The organism is Mycobacterium sp. (assembly GCF_049585075.1).
Taxonomy (GTDB): Bacteria; Actinomycetota; Actinomycetes; order Mycobacteriales; family Mycobacteriaceae; genus Mycobacterium.
Genome location: NZ_JBAUZA010000462.1, coordinates 1 through 2,767, shown reverse-complemented (window position 1 = coordinate 2,767; position 2,767 = coordinate 1). Strand labels below are relative to the sequence as shown.

Below are 2,767 nucleotides of genomic sequence, written 5' to 3'. Positions count from 1 at the left end.
GAGCGCAGCGAGGTGGCGCGATAGCCGTGGCGTAAGAACTGTGCTCGGGCTGCGTGCAGAAGTCGTGCTCGGGGGGCAGCGGCGTTGCGCCGCTGCGGGGTTGGGTCCGCGCTTGCTTGGTTGGCCGTGCGTGGCATGCCACCTCCATCGGGTTATCTACAACTGTAGACAACATCGGTCTACCAAGCGTAAGGTTGGACTTGTCTACAACTGTAGACATAGCTTCGTTCCGACCGCGGAGCAAAAAGGAGCGCGATATGACCGAGCAGCCTCGTACGGCGCCGACGGGTATTGGCGCGACTTCACTCGGTGTGGCGGTGTTGCGTGCGCGCGAAAGCAGTCGCACCAACCGGTTATTCAACGATGCGTATGCGCAGGCGTTCGTTGATCGTGCCGATCCCGGCGGATCCATGTGGAACAGCAGGAGCGACGGGCCCGATTTTCTGCACCTCATGGCTGGGCAAGTCGCCGTGCGCACACGCTATTTCGACGACGCGCTTCTGGAGGCTGCAATAGCGGGTGTCGACCAAGTTGTGCTGCTCGCGTGCGGGATGGATAGTCGAGCGTTTCGGCTGGGCTGGCCGACCGGCACCACGGTTTATGAAGTCGACCAACCCGAAGTTTTGGCCTTCAAATCCACTGTGCTGCAGGAGATGCACGCCCGGCCGCATTGTAGGCGCGTCGAAGTCGCGCTGGACTTGCGATCCGACTGGCCCGCAGCCCTGCTCAATGCCGGGTTCGATCCCGCTAAACCCACGTCGTGGTTGGCCGAAGGGATCCTGTATGCGCTTGACCCGTCTGCCGCCGATCTTTTCCTTGAGCGCATTACAGATTGTTCGAGCCCGGGAAGCACATTGGCGTGTGACCACGCCGAGGATTCCGCACTGCTGCGCGCCGCCCGAGCCGCGATCTCGGCCGAACTCGTTTCGATGTGGCAGGGTGGCCCGTCCGAAGATCTCAGCGGTTGGCTGCACAAACGTGGCTGGAACGCCGACGTCGTTGAAGTTGCACAGGTTGCCGCTCAATACGGCCGTCCCGCTCCGCCCGCATTCGATCCAAACACCGATGGAGCCGGCCGTGCTTGGCTGGCGAGTGCATACAAAGCCGCGCCGTGAAAAACCAACCCTTTCAGGAGGATTGATCATGTCGGGAGTGATGCTCGTCAAGCAGCGAGTCGCCAGTGTTGAACAATGGAACAAGGTTTTTCGCGATCCCCAACTTGATGAAGTACGGCGCGATCACGGCTTGGTGGTTACCGGAACCTATATTGATGCCGGCGATCCCGACACTGTCATCGTCGTCATGGACATGCAAAATCTGGACAAGGCACGCCGATTCGCTTCATCTGCTGAACTTGCAGCTGCGCGTGAAAAAGCCGGCGCCGTAGGCGCTCCCGACGGCGTGTGGTACGGAGCCGATCGAGTTCAGTGATTTGGTGTTCGGTTCGGCCGCCGCCGTCGCGGAAACAGCAACGTGCGGATTTTCGCCCGATAGAGGTAGGCCTGTGCGCACAGCAGAGCCGCAAGCAGGCCTGATGTCGCGATGACCGGCCACGTTGCGAGACGCGATTGCCCGTGTGCGGCTGAAACCGACTTGGGTGCAATGATTTCGGACCCCGACGTCTCGAAGGACAATGGGAGCGGGCCGTATTTCAGAGTGTTGGCCAGCACGCGTGCATTGTCGGCAGTGAAGGCTGTTTGTCCGCTGCTGATTTGGGTCTTGCCGTGGGTCATTGCGTCCCGGATTTGGGGCGCGCTGATCACTTGTGAGTCCACGGTGAACGCTGTCTGGGCGCCGACGTGCGCGGCTGTGAATTGAGCCCAGGTTCTTGTTGCGGCGCTGGTGAACTGCACGTTGACCACATAGTTGCCGCGCTGTTGGTCAAAGCTGGAGCTGGCGTCTTGGATTTGGTTGCCGCTGATGATTGACGGCGCGAGAACGTACGCGACTTTATGGTCGGTCGAGCAGGTGACCAGCGGCAAGTCGGGATCGTCGTTGTCGGCCAAGGCATCTGGTTTGTCGCAGCGGGTGGCTTGGAACTGCAGGCCGATCAGCTGTACGGCACGCGATGTGCTCTGTCGGAATTTCTTCTCGTCGGCGATGCGCTGGCTGCGGTCTTCCGGGGTCTGCGCCTTTGACCGTGCGCCGCCTAGGCCAGGCTTTGCCGGCACTGAAGCGAGCACCGGCCGGATGTGAAACTGTCCAGTCTGGCCGAGATTGCGGGTCTGTTCAGGGTGGTTACCGGGCACGGTGAGGGTCAGCGTGTCACCGCTGGAATCCATTTGCGGGTGGGCGAAGCCCAGACCGGCCACGCGGGAGCCGATGATGTGCTGGGCCTCGGATAGCACATCGGGTGTCGGCGGCGAGCCGTCGAAGTTGTGTGCGGTCAAGGTAACCCGGGTGCCGCCCTGCCGGTCGATGACCGATCCGCCTGGCTTTTCGGGGGATATCAGCAGGATTACCAGCGCGGCAGCGGCGACCACGGTGAGAAATGCCAACGCGTAACAGGCAAGCTGACGACGCGCGCTCGGTGGCGGCGCTGGATCCGGAAGCATGTTCACTATTTAAGGGGGTCGGCTTAGTGATCGTCGGCGAGGGGCGCGGTTGAGCACCGTTCGTCAGAATCAGTCAGGCTGGCGGGGTAGGGGTCATCGACCCGATGTAGTACGTTTCGTGCCCGCTCGGGTAGCCGCCGCCGTCGGTGGCGATGTGCACATGGTCGTAATGGTTGGCGGTTTCGTTGCCGTAGTCCGCCGTCCAGCTCGGC

The 2,767-nt window shown here is 61.7% G+C and carries 3 protein-coding genes and 1 pseudogene; 2 read left to right on the top strand and 2 right to left on the bottom strand.

Features of this window, described 5'->3' with window-relative positions; all coding sequences use genetic code 11:
• The first annotated feature begins 257 nt into the window (after positions 1-257).
• Both WB785_RS21870 and WB785_RS21865 read left to right on the top strand, forming a co-directional pair.
• On the top strand, positions 258-1,115 hold the full coding sequence (locus WB785_RS21870) for an SAM-dependent methyltransferase (RefSeq protein WP_424081753.1): 858 nt from the start codon (positions 258-260) through the stop codon (positions 1,113-1,115).
• Positions 1,116-1,143: 28 nt separating this feature from the next.
• The gene (locus WB785_RS21865) at positions 1,144-1,431 is read left to right on the top strand and encodes a hypothetical protein (RefSeq protein WP_424081751.1); all 288 of its coding nucleotides are present in this window, start codon (positions 1,144-1,146) and stop codon (positions 1,429-1,431) included.
• Here WB785_RS21865 and WB785_RS21860 read toward each other — a convergent pair.
• The gene (locus tag WB785_RS21860) at positions 1,425-2,555 is read right to left on the bottom strand and encodes a SecDF P1 head subdomain-containing protein (RefSeq protein ID WP_424081749.1); all 1,131 of its coding nucleotides are present in this window, start codon (positions 2,553-2,555) and stop codon (positions 1,425-1,427) included. The genes WB785_RS21865 and WB785_RS21860 overlap by 7 nt on opposite strands.
• A gap of 73 nt (positions 2,556-2,628) precedes the next feature.
• Positions 2,629-2,767 (bottom strand): annotated as a pseudogene (locus WB785_RS21855) (glycoside hydrolase); the annotation flags it as partial.

Coding starts and splice junctions, on each gene's coding strand:
- WB785_RS21870 (WP_424081753.1), top strand. CDS start 258: ATGACCGAGCAGCCTCGTACGGCGCCGACGGGTATTGGCGCGACTTCA.
- WB785_RS21865 (WP_424081751.1), top strand. CDS start 1,144: ATGTCGGGAGTGATGCTCGTCAAGCAGCGAGTCGCCAGTGTTGAACAA.
- WB785_RS21860 (WP_424081749.1), bottom strand. CDS start 2,555: ATGCTTCCGGATCCAGCGCCGCCACCGAGCGCGCGTCGTCAGCTTGCC.